Origin of the sequence: Bacillus sp. FSL R5-0416 (assembly GCF_037975425.1) — a bacterium.
Classification (GTDB): domain Bacteria; phylum Bacillota; class Bacilli; order Bacillales; family Bacillaceae; genus Bacillus; species Bacillus subtilis.
In genome coordinates, this window is sequence record NZ_CP150252.1 from 1450871 (window position 1) to 1475986 (window position 25116).

Annotated in this window: 24 protein-coding genes, 1 pseudogene and 1 riboswitch; of the genes and pseudogenes, 19 read left to right on the forward strand and 6 right to left on the reverse strand. The window is 42.4% G+C overall.

Annotated elements, in window-relative coordinates; translation table 11 throughout:
* Nucleotides 1–24: 24 nt before the first annotated feature.
* From motB to clpE, 3 genes are all read right to left on the reverse strand, one after another.
* On the reverse strand, nt 25–810 hold the full coding sequence (motB, locus tag NYE20_RS07785; protein ID WP_339184908.1) for a flagellar motor protein MotB: 786 nt from the start codon (nt 808–810) through the stop codon (nt 25–27).
* Nucleotides 782–1594 carry a flagellar motor stator protein MotA gene (gene motA / locus NYE20_RS07790; protein ID WP_003244739.1) on the reverse strand — a complete coding sequence of 271 codons (813 nt, stop codon included), beginning with the start codon at nt 1592–1594 and terminating at the stop codon, nt 782–784. Before motA ends, motB begins: the two co-directional genes overlap by 29 nt.
* Before the next feature lie 382 nt (nt 1595–1976).
* Nucleotides 1977–4076 (reverse strand): ATP-dependent protease ATP-binding subunit ClpE, encoded by a 2100-nt coding sequence (gene clpE, locus NYE20_RS07795; protein WP_070548885.1) that lies wholly within the window; start codon nt 4074–4076, stop codon nt 1977–1979.
* A 365-nt stretch (nt 4077–4441) separates the two neighbouring features.
* On the opposite strand from clpE, the gene NYE20_RS07800 reads away from it, so the two are divergent.
* From NYE20_RS07800 to queF, 5 genes are all read left to right on the forward strand, one after another.
* A complete protein-coding gene (locus NYE20_RS07800; protein WP_161621541.1) occupies nt 4442–5485 on the forward strand; it encodes a hypothetical protein in 1044 nt (347 codons plus the stop codon).
* A gap of 138 nt (nt 5486–5623) precedes the next feature.
* A riboswitch (PreQ1 riboswitch) is annotated at nt 5624–5668 on the forward strand.
* A gap of 129 nt (nt 5669–5797) precedes the next feature.
* Entirely contained in the window at nt 5798–6457 is a 660-nt protein-coding gene (queC, locus tag NYE20_RS07805; RefSeq protein ID WP_032725593.1) for a 7-cyano-7-deazaguanine synthase QueC, read from the forward strand.
* Complete coding sequence (gene queD / locus NYE20_RS07810) at nt 6450–6899, forward strand: 6-carboxytetrahydropterin synthase QueD (RefSeq protein ID WP_003232462.1); 450 nt, start codon at nt 6450–6452, stop codon at nt 6897–6899. The genes queC and queD overlap by 8 nt, the downstream gene beginning before the upstream one ends.
* The gene (gene queE / locus NYE20_RS07815) at nt 6892–7623 is read left to right on the forward strand and encodes a 7-carboxy-7-deazaguanine synthase QueE (protein ID WP_003232460.1); all 732 of its coding nucleotides are present in this window, start codon (nt 6892–6894) and stop codon (nt 7621–7623) included. The genes queD and queE overlap by 8 nt, the downstream gene beginning before the upstream one ends.
* Nucleotides 7624–7640: 17 nt before the next feature.
* On the forward strand, nt 7641–8138 hold the full coding sequence (queF, locus tag NYE20_RS07820) for a preQ(1) synthase (RefSeq protein WP_003218613.1): 498 nt from the start codon (nt 7641–7643) through the stop codon (nt 8136–8138).
* A 476-nt stretch (nt 8139–8614) separates the two neighbouring features.
* Here the strand turns inward: queF and NYE20_RS07825 are convergent, their stop codons facing one another.
* A complete protein-coding gene (locus tag NYE20_RS07825) occupies nt 8615–8974 on the reverse strand; it encodes a winged helix-turn-helix transcriptional regulator (RefSeq protein WP_161621542.1) in 360 nt (119 codons plus the stop codon).
* 168 nt (nt 8975–9142) lie between these two features.
* Between NYE20_RS07825 and NYE20_RS07830 the strand changes: the two genes are divergently transcribed.
* From NYE20_RS07830 to NYE20_RS07840, 3 genes and pseudogenes are all read left to right on the forward strand, one after another.
* A complete protein-coding gene (locus NYE20_RS07830; RefSeq protein ID WP_161621543.1) occupies nt 9143–9889 on the forward strand; it encodes a glucose 1-dehydrogenase in 747 nt (248 codons plus the stop codon).
* 525 nt (nt 9890–10414) lie between these two features.
* Nucleotides 10415–10626 (forward strand): annotated as a pseudogene (locus NYE20_RS07835) (NADPH-dependent 7-cyano-7-deazaguanine reductase QueF); the annotation flags it as partial.
* A 321-nt stretch (nt 10627–10947) separates the two neighbouring features.
* Nucleotides 10948–11238: a YkvR family protein gene (locus NYE20_RS07840; protein ID WP_015252208.1), complete on the forward strand. Its 291-nt coding sequence runs from the start codon at nt 10948–10950 to the stop codon at nt 11236–11238.
* Nucleotides 11239–11357: 119 nt separating this feature from the next.
* Here the strand turns inward: NYE20_RS07840 and NYE20_RS07845 are convergent, their stop codons facing one another.
* The gene (locus tag NYE20_RS07845) at nt 11358–11543 is read right to left on the reverse strand and encodes a YkvS family protein (RefSeq protein WP_003232446.1); all 186 of its coding nucleotides are present in this window, start codon (nt 11541–11543) and stop codon (nt 11358–11360) included.
* A 165-nt stretch (nt 11544–11708) separates the two neighbouring features.
* Here NYE20_RS07845 and NYE20_RS07850 point away from each other — a divergent pair, with 165 nt between their 5' ends.
* The 5 genes from NYE20_RS07850 (at nt 11709) to pfeT (ending at nt 16980) form a co-directional block, all read left to right on the forward strand.
* On the forward strand, nt 11709–11903 hold the full coding sequence (locus NYE20_RS07850) for a hypothetical protein (RefSeq protein WP_003218622.1): 195 nt from the start codon (nt 11709–11711) through the stop codon (nt 11901–11903).
* A 298-nt stretch (nt 11904–12201) separates the two neighbouring features.
* Entirely contained in the window at nt 12202–12828 is a 627-nt protein-coding gene (locus NYE20_RS07855) for a cell wall hydrolase (protein ID WP_003232442.1), read from the forward strand.
* Nucleotides 12829–12945: 117 nt separating this feature from the next.
* Entirely contained in the window at nt 12946–14283 is a 1338-nt protein-coding gene (ykvU, locus tag NYE20_RS07860) for a sporulation protein YkvU (RefSeq protein ID WP_161621544.1), read from the forward strand.
* 50 nt (nt 14284–14333) lie between these two features.
* Nucleotides 14334–14831, forward strand: a complete 498-nt coding sequence (stoA, locus tag NYE20_RS07865) for a sporulation thiol-disulfide oxidoreductase StoA (protein ID WP_003245444.1) — start codon at nt 14334–14336, stop codon at nt 14829–14831.
* 235 nt (nt 14832–15066) lie between these two features.
* Nucleotides 15067–16980 (forward strand): metal-transporting ATPase PfeT, encoded by a 1914-nt coding sequence (gene pfeT / locus NYE20_RS07870; protein WP_161621545.1) that lies wholly within the window; start codon nt 15067–15069, stop codon nt 16978–16980.
* A gap of 38 nt (nt 16981–17018) precedes the next feature.
* Here the strand turns inward: pfeT and NYE20_RS07875 are convergent, their stop codons facing one another.
* Entirely contained in the window at nt 17019–17222 is a 204-nt protein-coding gene (locus NYE20_RS07875) for a hypothetical protein (protein ID WP_014476643.1), read from the reverse strand.
* A gap of 165 nt (nt 17223–17387) precedes the next feature.
* Between NYE20_RS07875 and papB the strand changes: the two genes are divergently transcribed.
* The 6 genes from papB (at nt 17388) to ptsP (ending at nt 25063) form a co-directional block, all read left to right on the forward strand.
* On the forward strand, nt 17388–18482 hold the full coding sequence (papB, locus tag NYE20_RS07880) for a di/tri-peptidase (protein ID WP_032721447.1): 1095 nt from the start codon (nt 17388–17390) through the stop codon (nt 18480–18482).
* Nucleotides 18483–18764: 282 nt separating this feature from the next.
* Complete coding sequence (locus NYE20_RS07885) at nt 18765–19730, forward strand: LacI family DNA-binding transcriptional regulator (protein WP_038827528.1); 966 nt, start codon at nt 18765–18767, stop codon at nt 19728–19730.
* A gap of 62 nt (nt 19731–19792) precedes the next feature.
* Nucleotides 19793–20659, forward strand: a complete 867-nt coding sequence (gene glcT, locus NYE20_RS07890) for a ptsGHI operon transcription antiterminator GlcT (RefSeq protein WP_003218635.1) — start codon at nt 19793–19795, stop codon at nt 20657–20659.
* 228 nt (nt 20660–20887) lie between these two features.
* A complete protein-coding gene (gene ptsG, locus NYE20_RS07895) occupies nt 20888–22987 on the forward strand; it encodes a PTS glucose transporter subunit IIABC (protein WP_064671323.1) in 2100 nt (699 codons plus the stop codon).
* A gap of 97 nt (nt 22988–23084) precedes the next feature.
* On the forward strand, nt 23085–23351 hold the full coding sequence (locus NYE20_RS07900; protein WP_003154654.1) for a phosphocarrier protein HPr: 267 nt from the start codon (nt 23085–23087) through the stop codon (nt 23349–23351).
* Nucleotides 23351–25063, forward strand: coding sequence for a phosphoenolpyruvate--protein phosphotransferase (ptsP, locus tag NYE20_RS07905; RefSeq protein WP_003218638.1), 1713 nt, complete (start codon nt 23351–23353; stop codon nt 25061–25063). Before NYE20_RS07900 ends, ptsP begins: the two co-directional genes overlap by 1 nt.
* Nucleotides 25064–25116 lie beyond the last annotated feature (53 nt).

The window sequence follows — 25116 nt, forward strand, 5'->3', positions numbered from 1 at the left end:
TATGTCACAAGGCTTCCTTTTTTGCTATTTTTCATTTGTTTCCGCTGCGCCTCTTGGCAAAATGAGAACTTCAACCCGCCGGTTTTTGCTTCGGCCTTCCGCAGTTTTGTTGGAAGCCACCGGTTTATACTCGCCATAACCCTTGGCGCTGAACACTTTTGCATCGAGCTTGGGGTTTTCAATCAGGAGCCCCATAAAGTTTACCGCTCTCATGACGCTTAAATGCCAGTTTGATTGGAATTCAGAATTTTTAATTGGCATATTATCAGTATGTCCGCTGATAATGATATTTCTTGGCGGGTTAATCACAAGAAGATTTGAAATCTCTTTTGCAAGCGGCACATCTTCCTTACGGATGGTCGCTTTTCCAGAATCAAAGAAGATGCTGTCTTTAATCGTAATCAGAAGGCCTTCACTAGTCATCTTCGTCTCCAGCTGATGTTCCAGCTTTTTATCTTTGATGAACTTTTCCACCTGGCTCTTCACATTTTCAAGTTCTTCTTGATCAGCTGCTTTTTCTTTTTCTTTCTTGGTTTTCTCTTTCTCTTCTTTTTCCTTTTTCACTTCATCGATGCCGTCTGACTCGTTTTCAGGAGGAGTGACACTGGAGTAGTCCAGTACACCGGTTCCGCCTGTAAAAACTTCATTAAATGATTTTGAGAGCATTTGAAACTTAGCTGCGTCAATCGAGCTGCTCGCGTACAGCACAATAAACAATGCCAGGAGAAGAGTAAGGATGTCGGCGTAAGGAACGAGCCATGATTCATCAACGTGCTCGTCCTCATGCTTCTTCTTCTTTTTTCTCGCCATTTTGCGCCTCTCCTTGTTCTGCAAATTTCAAGCGGTCCTTCGCAGGAAGATACATTAAAAGCTTTTGTTCGATGACTTTCGGTGCTTGTCCTTCTAAAACGGATAAAACACCTTCAATCATGACCTCACGCAGTTTTACTTCCTGTTTTGATTTTCGTTTTAATTTATTTGCGAAAGGATGCCATAACACATACCCTGTAAAGATACCGAGAAGTGTGGCAACAAAGGCAGCACTGATGGCGTGTCCAAGCTCATCTGTGTTATCCATATGAGAGAGAGCGGCAATCAGCCCGATTACAGCGCCGAGTACTCCAAGTGTCGGAGCGTACGTTCCTGCTTGTGTAAAAATAGCGGCTCCTGCTTGGTGCCTGTCCTCCATTGCTTCGACTTCCTCTGTCATAATATCTCTTATAAATTCCGCGCTTTGCCCGTCAACAGCCATGCTGAGCCCGTTTTTCAAGAAAGCATCATCTACATCCTCAATGCTTGCTTCTAAAGCAAGCAGACCTTCGCGGCGTGCAAGCTGAGCCCATTCAGAGAACATAGGAATGAGTTCCTCTATTGTGAGCTGTTTATTTTCCTTAAATAACACTCGAAACAGCGTAGGCACTTTTTTAATTTCTTTTGTTGGGAACGCAATAACGACTGCTGAGATTGTCCCGGCGATAATAATTAAAATGGCAGCGGGGTTTGCAAGGGCGCTGAAACTGACGCCTTTCAGAACCATCCCGACGCTCAATGCCACAAAAGCAAGAATAATACCGATTAACGAAGTTTTATCCATAGTTTTCACCAAATCCTTTTTTACTAGCTTGTCTATGGTTAATATCGGTTTTGGTGCCCGGAACTTTAGGGACATTGTGAATTTGTTCATGAAATATTCAAGGAAGAGGCATAGAAGGGAGAAATAAACAAAAACGGGCTCTCCAAAATTGAAAAGCCCGGGGGTCTACTGAAATTAGCAGCTTGCTTGCAAGCTGTCCTTCAGATGGTATTCATATAATAGTAGAAATACATATTCACTGTATATAAACATGTTCCATCCCTCCTTAAAAAAAGTGTAAAGGATGAAGGGAAGTAGCGCTTCAGGAGAAGGGACGGTAATTTCTAAGTCAAGAGTATGAAAGTATAAAAAAAGCGGCTTCCTAAAAGGAAACCGCTGATTGTTATTTCGCCCGCACTTTGATTTTATCATCTTCTAAAATCACGTGAAAACTTGTGATCTCGCCATTATCAAGCAGCAGATCGGTCATTTCATCCTCAACCCATTCTTGGATGGTTCTTCTAAGCGGACGTGCACCGAATGAAGGGTGGTAGCCCAGCTCAGCGATTTTTTCTTTCGCTTCATCTGTCACATTCAAGCTAATGCCCCGTTCAGCCAATGTTTCTTCAAGTTCTCCAAGAAGAAGGCTGACGATTTTGACAAGATGTTCTTTTTCCAATGAGCGGAACTCAATAATGCTGTCAAAACGGTTGAGGAACTCAGGTTTAAAGAACATGCTCAGTGAATCAATCAATGTTTGTTCTTCGATGACACTGTCATCTGATTGGAAACCGACTTTCGTTTGTTTCTCACCAGCACCCGCATTACTTGTCATGATGATCACTGTGTCTTTGAAGCTTACGGTTCTGCCTTGGCTGTCTGTCAGACGGCCATCCTCCATAATTTGCAGGAACATATGCTGAACGTCTGGGTGTGCTTTTTCAATCTCATCCAGCAACACAATGCTGTATGGATTGCGGCGCACTTTCTCAGTTAATTGTCCAGCTTCCTCATGGCCGACATATCCAGGCGGTGAACCGATAATTTTAGATACGGCGTGTTTCTCCATGTATTCGCTCATATCGAGTCGGATAATAGCGTCTTTTGTGCCGAATAATTCATCTGCCAGTGTTTTAGAAAGCTCTGTTTTCCCTACGCCGGTAGGACCGACGAAGAGGAAGGAGCCGACTGGTCTGTTTTTGGATTTTAAACCGGCGCGGCTTCGTCTTACCGCCTTTGCCACTTTTTGAACAGCGGCTTCTTGTCCAATCACGCGTTCATGAAGTTTTGCTTCGAGTTCTTTCATTTTCGTTTGTTCGTCTGCCTGCAGTTTGCCGACAGGGATGCCTGTTTTTTGTTCAACAATTTCCTGAATGTGCTCAGCTTCCACAGTGACAGCGGTATGAGCGGAGGAGCTGTTCAGTTTTTTCTCCAATGCGAGTTCTTCATCACGGAGTTTTGCCGCCAGTTCGTAATTTTCATCTTCCAGGGCTTTTGTTTTTTCGGCTTCAATTGCAGTTAAGCGTTCAGCGGCATCCTCATCATTCAGTTCATCAATTAACAGGTTGGCTTTTGAACCTGCTTCATCTAATAAATCAATTGCTTTATCCGGCAGGTGTCTGTCCTGAATGTAGCGGGATGATAAAGTGACACACGCTTTGATTGCTTCATCACTGAATGTTACGCCATGGTATGCCTCGTATTTGTCTTTAATCCCTTGCAGAATGAGGATAGCCTGTTCAATTGAAGGCTCCTGCACCATGACAGGCTGAAAACGTCTTTCCAGCGCGGCATCTTTTTCGATTTGACGATATTCTTTCAGTGTTGTCGCGCCAATGACTTGCAGTTCGCCTCTGGCTAGGGCCGGTTTGAGAATGTTGCTGGCGTCCATTGATCCTTCTGCAGAGCCTGCGCCGACGAGAAGGTGAATTTCATCAATGAACAGAATGACATTTTTTCGTTCCTTCAGCTCAGTGATCAGCTGTTTCATTCTCTCCTCAAATTGGCCTCTGATCCCTGTGTTTGCAACAAGGGATGCAACATCAAGCAAATATAGCTCTTTGTTTTTCAGTTTGTTTGGAACATCACCTTCAGCAATTTTTAAAGCGAGCCCTTCAGCGATGGCAGTTTTCCCTACACCCGGCTCACCAATAAGAACCGGATTGTTTTTGTTTCGGCGGTTTAGAATTTCGATCACTCGCGCCACTTCATCATCACGGCCGATGACGGGGTCAATGAGACCGGCTTTTGCACCGTTTGTAATATTTTGAGCCAGCTCATCAAGCAACCCTTTTTTTCCGCTTTGTTTTGCTGCGCTCTTTTCTTTCGGCTGGAATGCCTGTTCAAACGGAAATCCGAAAGATTGAGGACCCATACTCATTGAAGGTTTACGGGTCAGTTCGTTATAGCAAGTTTCACAAAGAACCATCTGTTTATGAACGGAATTTATTTGCATGTTAAGGCGAATCGTCGCCTCGTTTTGATGACAATGTTGACAACGCATTTGCCAAAACCTCCTTAATAATTTGATCTTCTTTGACCAATGAAAGTGAATAAAAAGGTCTATTGGATTTGACCTTCTTTGACTATTAGTATACGGCAAACTTAACGGCATTCAAACCAATATGCTCAAAGCAGACTGAATATTTGACTATCTTTGACCAATTGATTTTTAAAAAAGGCCGGTTTGTTTGACCAACTTTGATTAATAGTATACTCTGACCATCTTTGACTTTCAAGTCTTATGCACAAAAAATTTTTGATTTGTTACAAAGTAAAACATGTTTTCTTCGTCTTTTCAAGGAACTTGTCTCATAGGTTATAAAAAGGCATATATGGACAAAACTGCGGTTCGTTCGGAGGGAAGAAATGGAACAATCAAAAGGGTCTGCAAGTCAGCTTGCTTTTGTGTATGTCGGCACAGTAGTCGGAGCTGGATTTGCGACTGGGAGGGAAATTGTTGAGTTTTTTCTGAAGTTCGGCTGGTTCGGTTTATTCGGCATTCTCGTCAGCGGCGGAATGTTTACGTTACTGGGGGCCAAGCTGATGATCATTTCAAAGCGAATCAATGCCAAGTCATATCAAGAAATGAACATCTTTTTATTCGGGGCGACGGCTGGGCGGATTATCAATGTATTTATGCTGTTTGTTCTCCTTGGAGTTACATCTGTTATGCTTTCAGGGGCAGGGGCGCTTTTTGAGGAACAGCTGGGGATGTCCGCTCAGATTGGGATGCTCATTACAATCGGTCTGAGCTTAATTGTGATGACTAGAGGAGTAAAAGGCATTTTCGGTGTCAATGTGTTTGTTGTTCCCCTTTTAATCCTCTTTTCAATGATTGTAGTGGCCGACTCTTTTATATTCAGCGAATCACGAAACGCAGCTCAGTGGGTCTGGCCGCATCGCTGGGATTGGCTGTTATCAGCTGTTTCTTACGGGGCTTTGAATTTATCGCTTGCCCAAGCAGTTTTGGTTCCGCTGGCGAATGAAATGTCCTCGGAGAAAGTGATCAAAAAAGGCGCTTTAATCGGAGGGACGATGCTTACGATTGTGCTGTCCGCGAGTTTTCTGTCTTTGTCGACTCTTCCGGATGTATTTTTATATGATATACCGATGGCGCAAGTGGTTTATCTCTTTGCACGTTCTGTCCATTTGATTTATTTACTCATTATTTTCGGAGAAGTGTTCACATCAGTTATCGGTAATCTATATGGATTAGAAAAACAAGTGCAAAGCTTTCTTCCAGTGAAAAGCAAATATATCTTTACAGCTATTATGATCACGGCTTATATTACGAGCCAAATAGGGTATGGCAAGCTTATTTCAACGATTTATCCCTTGTTTGGCTATGTGAGCTTGGCCTTCATAGGCGCTTTGCTATGCAAAAAGGCTCCTCGACGGCGCAGTTTATAAATATATATAATGAAGCGAACCGTCACTATAGAGCGATAATTGATCTAGGAACCGGGGATTGACTTTTTTATTGTCATGAAAAACAACATTATGGTAAGATAGCAGAAGTGAAAAAATTGAAGAAAATCCGTGCGATATGCGGGAGAGGTTCTAGCTACACCCTCTATAAAAAACTAAGGACGAGCTGTATCCTTGGATACGGCCTTTTTTATGTTTTTCTAGAGCACCTTCCGAAAAAAGGTGTTTTTTTGCGTGAATTAGCTGTAGCGATGTCTCTCGCCGGCGTTTTTATTGCGGAGAAGGAGAGGAATCATGAAAAAAGAAAAAGCAATTGTCGTATTTAGCGGCGGTCAAGACAGCACAACATGCTTACTGTGGGCCTTAAAAGAATTCGAAGAAGTCGAAACGGTGACTTTTCATTATAATCAGCGACATTCGCAGGAAATTGAAGTGGCAAAATCCATTGCGGAAAAGCTTGGTGTGAAAAATCATTTGCTTGATATGTCACTTTTAAATCAGCTTGCACCGAATGCCCTGACTAGAAATGATATTGAGATAGAAGTAAAAGACGGCGAACTGCCATCCACATTCGTTCCAGGCCGCAATTTGGTATTCTTATCCTTTGCGTCTATCCTGGCTTACCAAATTGGCGCGCGCCACATTATTACAGGAGTTTGCGAGACAGACTTCAGCGGTTACCCTGACTGCCGTGACGAATTCGTGAAATCTTGCAATGTAACGGTGAATCTGGCGATGGAGAAGCCGTTTGTGATCCACACGCCTCTCATGTGGCTCAATAAGGCGGAAACGTGGAAGCTTGCAGATGAGCTTGGCGCGCTGGATTTTGTGAAAAACAACACGCTGACATGCTATAACGGCATCATCGCCGACGGCTGCGGCGAATGTCCGGCATGTCACCTTCGTTCAAAAGGTTATGAAGAATATATGATGATGAAAGGAGAGCGTGCATAAATTGTTATCTCAAATTTATCCGCAGGCCCAGCATCCTTATTCGTTTGAACTGAATAAGGACATGCATATCTCAGCCGCTCATTTTATCCCTCGGGAAAGTGCGGGAGCGTGCAGCAGGGTTCACGGACATACGTATACCGTAAATATAACCGTTGCCGGCGACGAACTTGACGATTCAGGCTTTCTTGTCAATTTCAGCGTACTCAAAAAACTGGTGCACGGAAACTATGATCACACGCTATTAAATGATCATGAAGATTTTTCTCAGGACGACCGGTATTCGCTGCCGACAACTGAAGTCGTGGCGAAAACGATTTATGATAACGTACAGGCTTATTTAGACACTTTGGAGAATAAGCCGACCTGTGTACAGGTGTTTGTCCGTGAAACACCGACAAGCTACTGTGTCTACCGTCCGAAAAAGGGTGGTTTGAATGGCTAAAGGAATTCCTGTATTAGAAATTTTCGGCCCGACGATTCAAGGAGAAGGCATGGTGATCGGACAGAAAACGATGTTCGTCCGGACAGCCGGCTGCGATTATTCCTGCAGCTGGTGTGACTCCGCTTTCACTTGGGACGGGTCTGCTAAAAAAGATATTCGCTGGATGACGGCGGAGGAGATTTTTGCGGAGCTTAAGGACATTGGGGGAGACGCGTTTTCTCATGTGACGATCTCAGGCGGTAACCCGGCTCTGTTAAAACAGCTGGATGCTTTTATTGAACTGCTGAAGGAAAATAACATCCGTGCAGCGCTTGAAACTCAAGGGACCGTTTATCAGGATTGGTTTACGCTGATTGATGACCTGACAATTTCTCCAAAACCGCCAAGCTCAAAAATGGTAACGAACTTTCAAAAGCTTGACCACATTTTAACTTCACTTCAAGAGAATGATAGACAGCATGCTGTCAGCTTGAAGGTTGTCATCTTTAATGATGAAGATCTGGAATTTGCCAAAACTGTGCACAAGCGGTATCCGGGAATCCCGTTTTATTTACAAGTCGGAAATGATGACGTGCATACGACAGATGATCAGTCACTGATTGCACATTTGCTTGGGAAATATGAAGCGCTTGTTGATAAGGTAGCTGTCGATGCGGAGCTGAATCTCGTCAGAGTGCTCCCGCAGCTGCACACCCTGTTATGGGGCAACAAACGCGGAGTATAATAGAAAGGAAGATGAACATGACGACAAGAAAAGAATCAGAATTAGAAGGTGTAACATTGCTAGGCAACCAAGGTACAAATTATTTGTTCGAATATGCACCGGACGTGCTGGAATCCTTCCCGAATAAACATGTAAACCGTGATTACTTTGTAAAATTCAATTGCCCGGAATTCACATCTTTATGTCCTAAAACAGGGCAGCCTGACTTTGCAACAATCTACATCAGCTACATTCCTGATGAAAAAATGGTTGAAAGCAAATCATTAAAGCTGTATCTATTCAGTTTCAGAAACCATGGTGACTTCCACGAGGACTGCATGAACATCATCATGAATGACTTGATCGAATTAATGGACCCGCGCTACATTGAAGTATGGGGCAAATTCACGCCAAGAGGCGGAATTTCCATTGACCCGTACACAAACTATGGAAAACCTGGCACGAAGTATGAGAAAATGGCCGAATACCGCATGATGAATCATGATTTGTATCCGGAGACGATTGATAATCGTTAATTATTCCGTTGTGTGATACGGAGTGTGAAAGGAAGTGGAGTCACAGTAAAATCCGAACATTCAGCGCTAATTTTCAGCGGAAATGTGACCCGAAGTGACCGGAGTGTGACCTGAGGTGCAACCTGAACTGTGACTTTTATGCAGTGAAAAATTGATAGTACAGAAGCAGATTAAGGCGTACAATTTGTACGTCTTTTCTTTTTTATCCGAAAGAAAAAATGCCTATCTAGAGATCATAGGCATTAAATATTATTATCAATATCTTCATTATTTTTTGGCTAAGTTTCTGAATCTTCTCTTTAACATTTGAAACAGCTCTTTTTTGAATTTCATCAAAGTTCTCCTGAATATAATCGACACTTCTTATTAGAACTTCACTTTCAAAATTGAATATCTGATTTATTTCTGACTGTTCTTCATCTGTTAGGTGATGGTATTGAAGTTGTTTAGCATTTACTTCAGCAGCTACATCAATCCTAACTTAGTTGTTCTGGTTGTACAATTTCATATTCACCTTCTGCATACTCTTGCTCCGCATAATGGCTTCCCCATTGACAGAGCTCCTGCAAGATAGGTTTAAGAGATTCTCCAAGTTCAGTGGATGAATATTCAACCTTCGGCGGTACTTGATTATACATCTTTCTGCTCACAAGTCCACTGGCTTCAAGCTCTCTAAGTGTTTGAATCAGCATTTTCTGAGTTATATTTGGGATAATGCGGTTTAATTCACTCGTTCTCTTTGGTCCATTCATTAAAAAGTATAATACAAGGCCTTTCCATTTTCCGCCAATAACTTCCTTTGTCACTTCAAACCCACAACTAAATTTTTTTTTCATGTCTAAAGCTCTCCATTCCACATTTATTACTTTTTAGTTACTATATCACAAAAAAGTGGGTACTTCCGATAATGTGCTTACTGAAGGATACTATATCTTGTAAGTTGTTCTTCAAGTACTTAAAGGTACTAGACATAAAATAAAATTAATTCAAAAGGAGTGTTAAGTATGGGTAAATTTGAAGGTAAAATAGCGCTTGTAACGGGTGGAACAAGTGGGATTGGTCTTGCTACAGCACAAAAATTTGTAAACGAAGGTGCATATGTTTATATCACGGGACGTAGACAAAACGAACTTGATAAAGCTGTTAACCAAATTGGCAAGAACGTAACCGGTGTTCAAGGTGATATTTCTAAGCTTGAAGACTTAGACAAACTATATGACATTATAAAGCAGGAAAAAGGTAAGTTGGACATTCTTTTTGCTAATGCAGGCATCGGCAACTTCCTTCCATTAGGTGAAATTACTGAAGAGCAGGTTGATAGAACGTTCGACATTAACGTTAAAGGAACCATCTTTACTGTTCAAAAAGCATTATCACTATTCCCAGACAAAGTAGGTTCTATTATTGTAACGGGCTCTACTGCTGGATCAATTGGCAACCCAGCGTTTAGTGTATATGGAGCATCTAAAGCAGCATTAAGAGCACTAGTTCGCAACTGGATTCTTGACCTAAAAGGTAATGAAATCCGTGTAAATGTGGTTAGTCCAGGAGGTATTCTTACACCTGCCTACGATGAGCTTTTTGGTGATGCACTTGAAGAGGTACTGGAAAATAGCAGAAATACTGTTCCAGCTGGAAAAGTTGGGACACCTGAAGAAGTAGCAAACGCTGTATCTTTTCTTGCTTCAGACGAAAGCAGTTACTTGACGGGTGTTGAATTGTTCGTAGATGGCGGGCTAGCACAGGTATAATTTCACTGCAAAAAAGGTTAATGGGGATTTACTTGAAGAAGTCGTATAAAAAAGTCGTTTTCCTTTATGTTTGAATTTGATTAACGTTGTAAATTCGCATTTTCCTGGGGCTATCACTAAATGACCTGTAAAAAAGATTACTTTGTGAATAAATGTACTTAAAGTAACGGGGGCGTTGTATGTTCTAAAACAGGGAACTGGGTAAATCCTAATAATTATAGGAGATCATTTAATGTAACAAGAGATGCATTGAATTTACCTAAACTTCGCTGCCATGATTAAAGACATACACATGCTACCTTTTTAATTGGGATTCTAAATTTTAACCCTAGGATTGTTCAGGAAAGATTGGGGCACGCACGAATTACAACGACACTAAAAACATATACTCATGTTCTTCCTGCAATGGACGCTGAAGTGTCTAAAAAACCTGATCAATCGTTTGGTAAGGTGTGAAATTGGTGTGACTTCATGATTAATGTCTAGAGCAAGTACTTATGGGACAAGACTTTGACCTGCCTTTTCTTCCACGAAGACTTCATGAACATCATCATGAATGACTTGATCGAATTAATGGACCCGCGCTACATTGAAGTATGGGGCAAATTCACGCCAAGAGGCGGAATTTCCATCGATCCGTACACAAACTACGGAAAACCTGGCACGAAATATGAGAAAATGGCCGAGTACCGCATGATGAAAATGACTTGTATCCGGAGACGATTGATAATCGGTAATGGTACAAGATGTCCTAACCTAGACGTGTGTAACAGCACGTCTATTTTTTGTTTTTTAAAGCATCTTCTTAGTTACTTGTTTTACACACCCCGATTATGTAAAAAAGACGAGCGAATCCGGGGGGAATTCCACTCGCCGCTTTCTAATGAAAAGACGGGATGCTGGATGGCAGCTCGTCTGTTTTATTATAATTTAACGAACGTATGTTTGTAAAGGTATCTTTTCGAATGAATTGGTTCATATAACCGTTAAGAACAGATTCATTGTAAACATACGCTAAGGTATGCTAAGATGCATGGACTATAAAGGAGTGATATGAAGTGAAGACATTGCGGTTAAACAATGTAACGTTAGAAATGGCTGCATATCAAGAGGAGAGCGAGCCGAAGCGAAAAATTGCATTTACCTTAAACGTTACGAGTGAGACTTACCATGATATCGCTGTCCTGTTGTATGAAAAAACGTTTAATGTCGAGGTTCCGGAACGCGGTCTTGCCTTCCGGGGGGAAATGACAAATTATTCAACATCATTGACCAACCTGTACGAACCAGGGGCCGTCAGCGAGTTCTATATAGAAATAACGGAAATAGACAAAAACGCCGATTCATGATCGGTGTTTTTTATGTAAAAAAGCTGCCGGCCGGCAGCTTTTGAGAAAGCGAATTTCATATGTAAGGTGTTAAATTGTCCGTCTTGCAGTTTTTGAATAAATGTGGAAATAAGGAGGTTTTAATAGGAGTCTCTGATGATCTTATAATTTTTATGATTAACAACTGTCAATGAATCTAACTCAAGATCCCGATAGTTATCCATGATCGTCACATCAACGATAACAGAATTCTCATTTACTTTTTCAACAACACCGGTTAATCCGTTTTTAAATTCAATGACATTCCCAACCTTAGCGATTTTCACAAGCTTCCTCTCCTTTAAACATAATAATGCCTTTTGAAAGTATTTTGCAGTATTTTCATTGAGAAGTAAAGCGATAAGGAGTTTTATCTCCCTTATGAATTGTTCTGTCGCTATAAAGATGATATATTGATTTTCGTCAATAGAAAGAAAAGGGGGGAATTTTCGTTGCGTCCCGAAGAAATAACAGAAATGATTGAACAGCTGCGCACCGGCGCCATAAACGAACTGAGAGTCCAGAAAGAGCATTTTCTTGATTTCAGGGCCGTGTTATCTAAACAAGATGATTTTAAACATTTCCGAGGAATTGCCCAGCAAGGCGGAGATGTTATCTTTCAATACTTAGAACAGCCAAGAAGCTGAAGGTTTCTCATACGTGAGAAGCCTTTTTATCATATATGACAGAATACAAGCCTTTTATTACAGCTGTCTGTAACAGGCGTAAATAAAATGTAAAGTGTCAAAGATGGATAAACATGTTTTAATTTGACAATATTTATAGAATTTCAGACTGTTTTTTTGCCATTAAGCAGTGAGTCATCCTCTTTATTCCATCCTGATACCTCCTTGGGAGAGTTGGAAAATCTTTTTCCGTGAAAATGAATGGATCTCTTGTTAAGGTTATGAAGTGTTTTTTGGAGCACTTTAAGGAGGAAACTGTATGACAACGAAATTCACTGCTCTGGCTGTTTTTCTTCTTTGTTTCATGCCTGCAGCCAAAATTGAGCATACACAAGCTTCACTACTGAGCGCAAAGAAGACAAAACATGAAGAAGCGAAATGGCTTACACATATAGATCGAAATACGAATGAATCTTTCCCTTCACTGTCTGCTGATAAAGACAAGAAAATAAAACCGATTAAGCTATCAGCACACACTGAAAAGAAAGAGAAAGATAAACCGGACAAAACAAATGATGAGAAAGAAACATATACACAGTCTGAAAAAGAGTTGCTGTCCCGTCTCGTTCACGCAGAGGCCAAAGGAGAATCATATAAAGGCAAGGTCGCTGTAGCAAGCGTTGTACTGAACAGAACGGAGAAAAAAGGTTTTCCTGATACGATAAGAGGAGTTATTTATCAGAAAAACGCCTTTGAACCGGTCGCAAACGGGAGCATTAACCAAAAGCCTGATAAAGAATCGATTGAAGCTGCCGAAGAAGCGCTGTCCTCAAAAAATAGAGAAACAGATGCCATATTCTTTTATAATCCGAAAACAGCGTCAGATAATTGGATTCGTTCAAGAAAAATCGTAGAAAAAATCGGCAGACACGTTTTTGCCGTCTAAGCATAGAAGAGACAATTTGTCTCAGCTGTGCTTTTTTTCATATAAAGAGTAAAAATAAAATAATTTTTGAACTTGTCTCATATGATGTTGGTAGTACAAGAGACAAGGAGAGACATCATGAATCGATTTGTGAAAGGGATCATTCTTTTATCCATTGCCGCCTTTTTCGCTGAATGCCTTGAATTTGTCGTCAATATGATTTTGGCGCGGGAGCTTGGCGAGCATGGGATGGGGCTTTACATGAGTATTTTGCCCACGATCTTTTTAATTATTGTCATCGCGAGCCTGGAACTGCCGATATCCATTTCTAAATTCATTGCCGAGTCAAATCCTAAGCTTCATGAAAGCATGCTGAGGCACGCTTTCAGAATGACAGCCATTTTTACTGCTTTTTCTACTGCCGCCGCTAGTATTGCGCTTCCGTTTATTCCGGTATTTGATACATACCACCCGTTTATTAAAGGGATTGTCATCGGCTTAATTCCTGTTGTCGCTTTTACCTCAATCGCCAGGGGCTACTTTATGGGTGTGCAGAAAATGGGGAAGATCGCAATCGCCAATGTGCTGAAAAAAATCATCCAGCTCTTGTGCTTATTCCTCTTTTTTCAATGGTACTCATTTGAATTGGACATGGCTGTGCTGGTTTCCTTGTTTGTTCTAGTCGTGAGTGATGTGGTCGTGCTTGTTTACTTATATTCACAATTTATCATGGCAAGGCGGGCGTTATCCGGCCAGCAGCACATTCATTTGCGCGGAAAGGATGTAAGGAAAAGACTGCTTGCTGTTTCAATTCCTACAACAGGACTGCGTATTTTTCATGCGGTTGTCAATGCAATTGAACCCTTTTTAGTAAAAGGAGCTCTTTTGGCTGCGGGCGTTGCCGGGACAGCGGCGATCGATCAATACGGAATGCTGGCAGGAGTGGCTGTGACGATAGGGTCGTTCCCTGCTTTTATTGCCCATTCGTTAATGGTCGTCATGATACCGAGTATTTCGGAAGCTTATGCGCTTTCTCAGTATGACATCGTGTTAAAAAGACTGAAGCAGTCGATTTTCATTACATTAGGTTACGGTATACCTGCCGTCTGGGTCATGTTCCAGTTTGCGGGACCTCTCACGCATTTGTTTTTTCACTCTCCTGAAGCGCAGTATTACCTGCAGCTGTTGTGGCCTTACTTTCTCTTTCATCTGTTTGTCATGCCGCTGCAGGCGTGCTTAATCGGGATGGGTTTTGTGAAGGAGGCTTTTTATCACAATGTATGGAGCCATATCGTTGCGCTAAGTATGATGTATGTACTGGGATCAATGGAGAATCTGCAAATGCTCGGGATTATCCTTGGAATGAACACTGGCATGATTCTTTTGACGAGCCTGCACTATGCCACGATCTGCAAAGCATTGAAGGTATCCGTATTTCTTACGGGAGGGACCAGAACGCCGCGAATTGAAGGATGATAAAGGAACTGCAGGGGCAAGCTAATTGAAAAGCATGAAAGGAAGATTCCATGTTGACGAAGCGCTTGCTTACTATATACATTATGTTATTAGGGTTGATTGCATGGTTTCCAGGTGCGGCACAAGCTGAGGAAAAACAGCCTGCTGTTCCCGCTGTTTTTCTTATGAAAACGATAGAAGGGGAGGACATCTCGATTCCGAATAAAGGGCAAAAAACAATTCTCCATTTTTGGACGTCATGGTGTCCGCCCTGCAAAAAGGAGCTTCCACAGTTTCAATCGTTTTATGATGCCCATCCATCCGACAGTGTAAAGCTGGTAACGGTGAATTTAGTGAATTCGGAACAAAATCAGCAAGTCGTTGAAGACTTTATTAAAGCGAACAAGCTGACGTTTCCAATTGTCCTTGACTCAAAAGGGGAATTGATGAAGGAGTATCATATCATCACGATCCCAACATCATTTTTGCTGAATGAAAAGGGAGAAATTGAAAAAACAAAAATTGGCCCGATGACGGCGGAACAACTGAAGGAATGGACGGAAGAATAGCTGAGAGCATCGACTCTCAGCTTTTTTCATATAGAGAAGAAGTGAATAAACATTAATGATAATTATTATCAAAAAGAAATTAAAATAATTATAATTGAAATTCTCTTCGTGCGTGCTATAATAAAGGAAGACATCAAGAAATAACTGACGATAAAGCTGCCTTTTGGGCAGCGATTTTGTTTTTATAAGAGAAATGAAGATGATTTACGTTCTCAATTAGAGAGGAGAATTCGATATGAATGAACAAGTTATCGTTCAACGCGACCCGCATGAGCCATTGAAAACAGACAAGAGGGAAAAAAACTGGGCACAGCACGCGGAGCTTATTGCAGCACTTGTATCAGGCGCTCTTATTTTGGCAGGCTGGCTCTTATCCGGATATCAGGTATTATCCATAATACTTTTCTTGCTGGCTTTTGTGATCGGCGGATTTGCTAAAGCAAAGGAAGGAATCGAAGAAACACTCGAATCCAAAACGCTGAATGTAGAACTTTTAATGATTTTCGCTGCCGTTGGTTCCGCCTTGATCGGATACTGGGCAGAGGGTGCTATTTTAATATTTATTTTTTCCTTAAGCGGAGCTTTAGAAACATACACGATGAATAAAAGCAGCAGAGATTTAACGTCTTTAATGCAGCTTGAGCCTGAAGAAGCGACATTGATGGTCAATGGTGAAACCAAAAGAGTTCCGGTTTCAGACTTGCAGGCCGGTGATATGATTGTGATCAAACCTGGAGAACGCGTAGCGGCAGACGGTATCATTGAATCGGGCTCGACAAGTCTTGACGAGTCGGCTTTAACAGGTGAATCAATGCCTGTAGAAAAAAACAGAGGCGACGCTGTATTCACAGGAACGGTGAATCGCAATGGCTCCTTGACTGTCCGTGTCACGAAAGCAAATGAAGATTCGTTATTCAGAAAAATTATCAAACTGGTTGAATCAGCGCAAAATAGTGTTTCACCCGCGCAGGCTTTCATCGAACGATTTGAAAATGCTTATGTGAAAGGTGTGCTAATTGCGGTGGCGCTCCTTTTATTCGTCCCGCACTTTGCGCTGGGCTGGAGCTGGAGTGAAACCTTCTACCGCGCAATGGTGTTTATGGTTGTCGCGTCACCTTGTGCGCTTGTCGCCTCTATTATGCCGGCGGCGCTGTCCCTGATTTCAAATGGCGCCCGCAACGGTATGCTTGTGAAAGGAAGCGTCTTTCTTGAACAGCTGGGCTCAGTGCAAATTATCGCCTTTGATAAAACCGGCACTGTAACAAAAGGCCAGCCTGCCGTAGAGACGATTAGAATAGCAGAAGGATTCAGTGAAGCGGAAGTTCTTGAGGCTGTCTATGCCATCGAAATGCAATCAAGCCATCCGCTCGCCCAAGCCATAACGGCGTACGCTGAAAGCCGCGGCGTGAATCAGTCCGGCTACATATCTATAGAAGAAACCTCAGGGTTTGGCGTTATGGCAGAAGTGTCGGGTGCGAAATGGAAGGTCGGTAAAGCAGGTTTTATCGGCGAGGAAATGGCAGCACAATTTTTGAAACAAACAGCATCAGATGTCATTCAAAGCGGTCATACAATTGTATTTGTGAAAAAGGATGATCAAATAGCAGGCTGTATCGCACTGAAGGACCAAATCAGGCCTGAAGCAAAAGAGGTCATGGAAGAACTGAACCGACTTGGGATTAAAACGGCCATGCTGACAGGAGATCACGAAGACACGGCTCAAGCGATTGCCAAGGAAGCCGGCATGACAACTGTCGTAGCAGAATGCCTGCCTGACCAAAAAGTGAATGAAATCAAACGGTTAAAAGAAGAATTCGGAACGATTGCAATGGTGGGTGACGGAATCAATGATGCGCCGGCACTCAAAGCGGCGGATGTCGGCATTGCGATGGGCGGCGGAACCGATGTAGCACTTGAGACCGCTGATATGGTCCTCATGAAAAACGATTTGAAAAAGCTCGTAAACATGTGCCGCTTGTCTCGGAAAATGAACAGGATCATCAAACAAAATATCGTGTTTTCTCTAGCTGTAATCTGCCTGCTGATTTGTGCAAACTTTTTGCAGGTGATGGAATTGCCATTTGGCGTGATTGGTCATGAGGGCAGCACGATTTTGGTCATACTAAACGGTTTAAGACTCCTAAAATAAAACCAGCAGCCCTAATCAGGCTGCTGGCTTTTTATGTATCAAGCTTTCCCTTCATTTTTGTCTTTATCAGATCTTTTCATAACCAGGATGAGAGCGAGGATGCAGCAAAGGAAACCCGCTGCACAGCCTATGATAGAGCTGTAATAATAAAAGCCCACCATCTTCATCCCGATAAAAGGAGCGGAAATTCCCAAAACCGTTAAGAGCATAACTGCTTTTCGTCTGAAAAAATTCATCAGCAAACGGAACAACCCCCCTGCGATTGAACGTTACTGTCAGTATACAGGAAGAGGAGCAGGAAATAAAATGCATCAGAAAATGAAGGCGTCGTGAAAGGCAAACACCGGTAAAACCTGTTACAATGGAAGACAGAACAATGCATTGCAAATGGCAGGGAGGAACAAGAAGTGAATAGAATACAACGCGTCTCTTCATGGCTGAAGGAAGCGGGGCATACTGCCGCATTTATTCATACAAAAGAAAATGTTTTTTACTTAACCGGTTTTTACACAGAGCCGCATGAAAGATTAATGGGGTTATTTATTTTTCAAGAAGAGGAGCCTTTCTTTGTTTGTCCAGGAATGGAAGCAGGACAGGCCCGCAACGCAGGCTGGAATCATGAAATCATTGGCTATGCGGATCACGAAAATCCGTGGGAGCTGATAGAGAAGGCCTTGAAAAAGCGAAATATCAGCATACATACGCTTGCGGTAGAAAAGGATTCAATCTCGCTATCACGTGCAGAACAGCTGAAGCATGCGACGGGCGGGGCTCAATTTGTTTCAGCAGAAGAAACACTCAATCAATTTCGCCTGATTAAAGATGACAATGAGATTCGTTTGCTGAAAGAGGCGGCAAAGCTTGCAGATTACGGTGTTGAAGTCGGCACAGCCGCTTTGCGTGAAGGCATCAGTGAAGTGGAAGTGCTCGCTCAAATTGAGTATGAGCTGAAGAAAAAAGGAATTCAGGGCATGTCTTTCTCTACAATGGTTTTATTTGGAGAAAAATCTGGCCAGCCTCATGGAAATCCTGGTACAGCCACGTTGAAGAAAGGTGATTTTGTTTTATTTGATCTCGGTGTTATTCTTGATGGCTATTGCTCTGATATTACAAGAACGTTTGCATACAAAACCATCAATTCGAAGCAGGAGGCCATTTACGAGACTGTGCTTCAAGCGGAAAAAGCCGCGATTGAGGCAAGCAAACCCGGTGTGAGAATCGGAGATCTGGATTTAACAGCCCGCGGAATCATTGAAAAAGCGGGATACGGTGACTATTTTCCTCACCGGCTTGGGCATGGACTCGGAATTTCTGTCCATGAGTATCCATCAATGAGCCAGGCCAACGATACACTGCTGCAGGAAGGCATGGTCTACACGATCGAACCGGGGATTTATGTGCCTGAAATCGGCGGCGTGCGCATTGAGGATGACGTTCACGTAACAAAGGACGGGGCAGTTGCTCTGACCCAATATCCAAAGGAATTAATCATACTGCCGTAATAAGAAATAAAAAAGGACTTTGTTCTCGACATCGTCCTTTTTTATCTGCATTAAATAAAAAAATCATCAAATGTTCGAAAGGGTTTAATTTCATGTTTTTGGTTGAGAGGTTTTACAGCAAGACAGCTGCCACCGAGAACAGTGAGACATAACCCAATTAAAATGAAGAAACCCATGTGATCTTCTCCTTTCAGCTTAAAACACAAAAAGATATCTAGTACGTCCATATCATATTGTATGAAACGCATTCCAGATCAAGGGGATTTAGAAAGAAGGGAATCTATGGCTAATATTAAAGACATTGCAGAAAAAGCCGGTGTCTCTGTTACAACGGTTTCCCGAGTCATAAACAATCATCCATACGTCAGTGAAGACAAACGAAAAAGAGTGTTTGAGGCAATGGAATCATTGGAGTACACGAGAAATATTCACGCTGTACATTTGTCGAAAGGATTTTCAAACATGATTGGTGTTGTCTTGCCGACGGTTAATCTGCCATATTTTGCAGAGCTGATTGCAGGAATAGCCGACGCAGCCGCGGAATCCGGGGTACACCTCTCTTTATTCCAAACAAACTATGAGGTACAAAAAGAAATCTTTGCGCTGTCCCAATTAAAGCAGCGCCAGGTTGACGGCCTGATTTTTTGCTCAAAGGCGCTTGCTGATGAGAAACTCATGGAATGGGAGGGCCCGATTTTGCTTTGCCAGAATTCAGATATTGCCCGCTTCCCAACCATCAGCATTCCTCACCAAGAAGCATTTCGGAACGGCTTGGACTATTTAATTGCCAAAGGGCACAAAAAAATAGCTATCTGTTTGGCAAGAAAAAAAGGCATGAACAGTCATTTTCGAATCAAAGCCTACAAAGAGGCATTGGAAGAGATCGGCGAGGCATTTCGTGAAGACTGGGTAATTGAGAAAGCGATTACAATCAATGATGGGAAGGCGCTTTTTCATAAATGGAATACGTGGAAGGAAAAGCCGACGGCTATTTTTGTTGCCAATGACCAAGTCTCAGCAGGGCTTTTTCTTGAAGCAAAGAACCAGCGGGTGTCAGTACCGGATGAGCTTGCAATCTTAAGCGTTGATAACCACGAAATCAGCCAAGCGCTTGGGATCACAACGATCGATATTCAGACAAGGGAAATGGGAAAGCAGGCATTTGCCATACTGGAAAAAAGAATTCAAGGACAGCCGATTGAAAGGAAAGTTCTGGATTACCGTCTCGTCGAAAGATCGACTGTTTAGTGAATGCATTGAAAAAAGGTTTGACGTGCATTCTGTTCGTTATGTACGATATGAGGTATTGAATGACAAAGGAGCTGAGGATCGTGAATGGGTCCTTCACAGTGAAAAAGGTACTGAATAATAACGTATTAATTGCTTCTCATCATAAATACAGCGAAGTCGTTTTAATCGGAAAAGGTATTGGTTTCGGAAAAAAACAAGATGATGTCATTGAAGATAAAGGCTACGATAAAATGTTCATTTTAAAAGACGAGAAGGAACAAAAGCAGTTTAAAAAGCTCCTTGACTATGTTGATGAAAAGCTCGTTGATATTTCAAACGATGTCATCTATCACATAAGCAATAGGACTAATCACTCATTAAATGAACATATTCACATTGCGTTGACAGACCATATCGCATTTGCGATCAAAAGGCAGCAGCAGGGATTTGATATGAAAAATCCATTTCTAATGGAGACTCAGTCACTATATCCTGAGGAGTACCAAATTGCCAAAGAAGTCATAGATATGATCAATGAAAAAGCGGGAATCTGCCTTCCGGAAGGGGAGATTGGTTTTATCGCTCTGCATATCCATTCAGCGTTGACAAACCGTCCGCTGTCCGAGGTCAATCAGCACTCTCAGCTCATGGCGCAGCTTGTCGAGGTGATTGAAGACTCATTTCAAATGAAAGTAAATAAGGAAAGTGTCAACTATTTGCGGCTGATCAGGCATATCAGATTTACAATAGAAAGAATTAAAAAAGAAGAACCGACTAAAGAACCAGAAAAATTAATGTTGTTATTGAAAAATGAATATCCGCTATGCTACAATACAGCTTGGAAATTGATTAAAATCTTGCAGCAAACATTGAAGAAACCAGTTCATGAGGCGGAAGCGGTTTATCTGACGCTTCATCTGTACCGATTAACCAATAAAATTTCATAAATTCAGTTTATCCTTATAACGTGTTACTGATTCGATCAGGCATGAGTGATTGAGGGAAAAAAACGGGAAGTTCATTCTCGTTCTTTTGCGCACCCAATTTTGCTCATGCCTTTTTGTTGTGTAAAAGGGCAAATGTAAACGGTTAAACTGGAAGACTTACGCCTGTGAATTCGTTGTCATGATTTTTAGCTGTAAGGTCAGACTAGTAAAAAGAGGAGGTCAATTCTTATGTTTAAAGCATTATTCGGCGTTCTTCAAAAAATTGGGCGTGCGCTTATGCTTCCAGTTGCGATCCTTCCGGCTGCGGGTATTTTGCTTGCGATCGGGAATGCGATGCAAAATAAGGACATGATTCAGGTCCTGCATTTCTTGAGCAATGACAATGTTCAGCTTGTAGCAGGTGTGATGGAAAGCGCTGGGCAGATTGTTTTCGATAACCTTCCGCTTCTTTTCGCAGTAGGTGTAGCCATCGGGCTTGCCAACGGTGATGGAGTTGCAGGGATTGCAGCAATTATCGGTTATCTTGTAATGAATGTATCCATGAGTGCGGTTCTTCTTGCAAACGGAACCATTCCTTCGGATTCAGTTGAAAGAGCCAAGTTCTTTACGGAAAACCATCCTGCATATGTAAACATGCTTGGTATACCTACCTTGGCGACAGGGGTGTTCGGCGGTATTATCGTCGGTGTGTTAGCTGCATTATTGTTTAACAGATTTTACACAATTGAACTGCCGCAATACCTTGGTTTCTTTGCGGGTAAACGTTTCGTTCCAATTGTAACGTCAATTTCTGCACTGATTCTGGGTCTTATTATGTTAGTGATCTGGCCTCCGATCCAGCATGGATTGAATGCCTTTTCAACAGGATTAGTGGAAGCGAATCCAACCCTTGCTGCATTTATCTTCGGGGTGATTGAACGTTCGCTTATCCCATTCGGATTGCACCACATTTTCTATTCGCCGTTCTGGTATGAATTCTTCAGCTATAAGAGTGCAGCAGGAGAAATCATCCGCGGGGATCAGCGTATCTTTATGGCGCAGATTAAAGACGGCGTACAGTTAACGGCAGGTACGTTCATGACAGGTAAATATCCATTTATGATGTTCGGTTTGCCTGCTGCGGCGCTTGCCATTTATCATGAAGCAAAACCGCAAAACAAAAAACTCGTTGCAGGTATTATGGGTTCAGCGGCCTTGACATCCTTCTTAACGGGGATCACAGAGCCATTGGAATTTTCTTTCTTATTCGTTGCTCCAGTCCTGTTTGCGATTCACTGTTTGTTTGCGGGACTTTCATTCATGGTCATGCAGCTGTTGAATGTTAAGATTGGTATGACATTCTCCGGCGGTTTAATTGACTACTTCCTATTCGGTATTTTACCGAACCGGACGGCATGGTGGCTTGTCATCCCTGTCGGCTTAGGGTTAGCGGTCATTTACTACTTCGGATTCCGATTTGCCATCCGCAAATTTAATCTGAAAACACCTGGACGCGAAGATGCTGCGGAAGAAACAGCAGCACCTGGGAAAACAGGTGAAGCAGGGGATCTTCCTTATGAGATTCTGCAGGCAATGGGTGACCAGGAAAACATCAAACACCTTGATGCTTGTATCACTCGTCTGCGTGTGACTGTAAACGATCAGAAAAAGGTTGATAAAGACCGTCTGAAACAGCTTGGCGCTTCCGGAGTACTGGAAGTCGGCAACAACATTCAGGCTATTTTCGGACCGCGTTCTGACGGGTTAAAAACGCAAATGCAAGACATTATTGCGGGACGCAAGCCTAGACCTGAGCCGAAAACATCTGCTCAAGAGGAAGTAGGCCAGCAGGTTGAGGAAGTGATTGCAGAACCGCTGCAAAATGAAATCGGCGAGGAAGTTTTCGTTTCTCCGATTACCGGGGAAATTCACCCGATTACGGATGTTCCTGACCAAGTCTTCTCAGGGAAAATGATGGGTGACGGTTTTGCGATTCTCCCTTCTGAAGGAATTGTCGTATCACCGGTTCGCGGAAAAATTCTCAATGTGTTCCCGACAAAACATGCGATCGGCCTGCAATCCGACGGCGGAAGAGAAATTTTAATCCACTTTGGTATTGATACCGTCAGCCTGAAGGGCGAAGGATTTACGTCTTTCGTATCAGAAGGAGACCGCATTGAGCCTGGACAAAAACTTCTTGAAGTTGATCTGGATGCAGTCAAACCGAATGTACCATCTCTCATGACACCGATTGTATTTACAAACCTTGCTGAAGGAGAAACAGTCAGCATTAAAGCAAGCGGTTCAGTCAACAGAGAACAAGAAGATATTGTGAAGATTGAAAAATAAGGGTGTTAGTACGCCGTGCTTGTCAGATGACAAGTACGGTTGTATGATATAATATTGTGAAGTAATAAAGCTTTAAGTTAAAAGGAGAATGATAAAAATGGCACAAAAAACATTTAAAGTAACTGCAGATTCTGGAATCCATGCTCGTCCTGCGACAGTTCTTGTACAAACTGCTAGCAAATACGACGCTGACGTTAATTTAGAATATAACGGCAAAACAGTTAACCTTAAATCTATTATGGGTGTTATGTCTTTAGGTATCGCTAAAGGCGCTGAGATCACAATCTCTGCTTCCGGAGCTGACGAAAACGATGCTCTTAACGCTTTAGAAGAAACAATGAAAAGCGAAGGACTCGGCGAGTAATGCAAGAATTAAAAGGGATTGGTGCTTCAGCCGGCATCGCGATTGCAAAAGCATACCGGCTTGAAGAGCCAGATTTAACGGTTGAAAAGAAAAACATCTCTGATTCTGAAGCGGAAGTAAGCCGTTTTGATGAAGCGATTGCACGTTCAAAAGAAGAGCTCGAAAAAATCAAAGAGCACGCTTTGAAAGAACTGGGTCAGGATAAAGCTGATATTTTTTCTGCTCACCTTTTAGTTCTCAGTGACCCTGAGCTTCTGAACCCTGTGAAAGAAAAAATCAGCACTGATTCAGTGAACGCTGAATTCGCTTTAAAAGAAACGTCTTCTATGTTCGTTACCATGTTTGAATCTATGGACAACGAATATATGAAAGAACGTGCGGCAGATATCCGCGATGTAACAAAACGCGTAACCGGCCACCTGCTTGGCGTCGAAATTCCAAACCCAAGCATGATCTCAGAAGAGGTTATTATTGTAGCTGAAGACTTAACACCGTCTGACACAGCCCAATTAAACCGTGAGTTCGTAAAAGGATTCACTACTGATATCGGCGGACGCACATCTCACTCTGCCATCATGGCACGTTCTCTTGAGATTCCAGCAGTTGTTGGAACGAAAGCGGCTACAGGCACGATCCAAAACGGCGTGACTGTTATCGTTGACGGTATCAATGGCGATGTCATTATTGACCCATCTGCGGAAACTGTAAAAGAGTATGAAGAAAAACATAATGCTTATTTGGCTCAAAAAGCTGAGTGGGCGAAGCTTGTCAATGAACCGACTGTCTCAAAAGACGGACATCATGTAGAGCTTGCAGCGAACATCGGTACTCCTGATGATGTAAAAGGTGTTCTTGAAAACGGCGGAGAAGCAGTTGGCCTTTACCGTACAGAATTCCTTTACATGGGAAGAGATCAGCTGCCTACAGAAGATGAGCAGTTTGATGCTTACAAAACGGTTCTTGAGCGTATGGAAGGAAAATCAGTCGTCGTGCGGACACTTGATATCGGCGGAGACAAAGAGCTTCCTTACCTGCAGCTTCCTAAAGAAATGAACCCGTTCCTGGGATATAGAGCGATTCGTCTTTGCCTTGAAGAGCAAGAAATCTTCAGAACACAGCTTCGCGCGCTGCTTCGTGCAAGTACATACGGAAACTTGAAAATCATGTTCCCTATGATTGCGACAGTTAACGAATTCAAAGAAGCAAAAGCGATCCTTCTTGAAGAGAAAGAAAAGCTCGTAAAAGCGGGACAGGCTGTATCTGACGATATTGAAGTCGGAATGATGGTTGAGATTCCGTCAACTGCAGTCATCGCTGATCAGTTTGCTAAAGAGGTTGATTTCTTCAGTATCGGAACAAACGATTTGATCCAATACACAATGGCAGCTGACCGTATGAATGAACGTGTATCTTACCTGTATCAGCCATACAACCCGGCAATCCTTCGCTTAATTACACTGGTAATTGAAGCAGCACACAAAGAAGGAAAATGGGTTGGCATGTGCGGAGAAATGGCAGGAGACGAGATTGCGATTCCAATCCTTCTCGGCTTAGGCTTAGATGAGTTCTCAATGAGCGCAACGTCTATTCTTCCGGCAAGAACACAGATCAGCAAATTGTCTAAACAAGAAGCTGAGTCATTCAAAGAGAAAATCTTATCTATGAGCACGACAGAAGAAGTTGTCGCGTTCGTAAAAGAAACATTCAAGTAATGTACAAAAACCAGACGGCCTCCGGCCTGTCTGGTTTTTTTCATAAGTAAGGG